This is a genomic window from Vibrio sp. Vb2131 (assembly GCF_033338535.1).
In the GTDB taxonomy this organism is placed as follows: Bacteria; Pseudomonadota; Gammaproteobacteria; order Enterobacterales; family Vibrionaceae; genus Vibrio; species Vibrio alginolyticus.
The window spans coordinates 1-505 of sequence record NZ_JAWOSW010000190.1 but is presented as its reverse complement, the minus strand read 5'-3'; the positions used below and the strand labels follow the sequence as shown (position 1 = coordinate 505).

Below are 505 nucleotides of genomic sequence, written 5' to 3'. Positions count from 1 at the left end.
CAGCTGGTCGTTTTTGATCTAAATTGAATTTATTGATGGTTGTTTGCTGTTCTTCTTTATTGATCGACAGGCTAGGGCGAGGCAGCGTATCCAATCCTCCAAGAGAAGATGAATCAACCATTTCTGATTTAGAGTAAGCGAGAGCCACATAACGCTCAACCATGTATTGGAAGGATTTCATATTTGGACGCAGGTCATTGAGAAGACCGTAGCGCATCTCTCCTTTCCATCCTGTACGCAGAGGTATATTCGCAAACCAAGGAATCAGCGCTGACTTTGCAGACTTCGGCAGGATGTAGGCGTGGTCATACTGTTTTTCTCGTAATGATTTACCAATTTCTCGACGACCCAATAAGTTGAACTCACCATGACCAATAGGCATTTCAATGGCTTGGTGGATCTCTGGCATGCGCTCAAGAATTGGTTTACACCAACCAGGTGCAATTACATCAATTTGACTTTCTGGATGAAGTTGCTTTAAAACGATGTACAGTGATTGTGACAT

General features: G+C 43.0%; 1 protein-coding gene. It reads right to left on the bottom strand.

Annotation, left to right across the window (positions count from 1 at the left end):
• Positions 1 to 505: lipopolysaccharide heptosyltransferase II (gene waaF, locus R7E38_RS23470; protein ID WP_318082262.1), on the bottom strand; the 505-nt coding region annotated here is incomplete at both ends.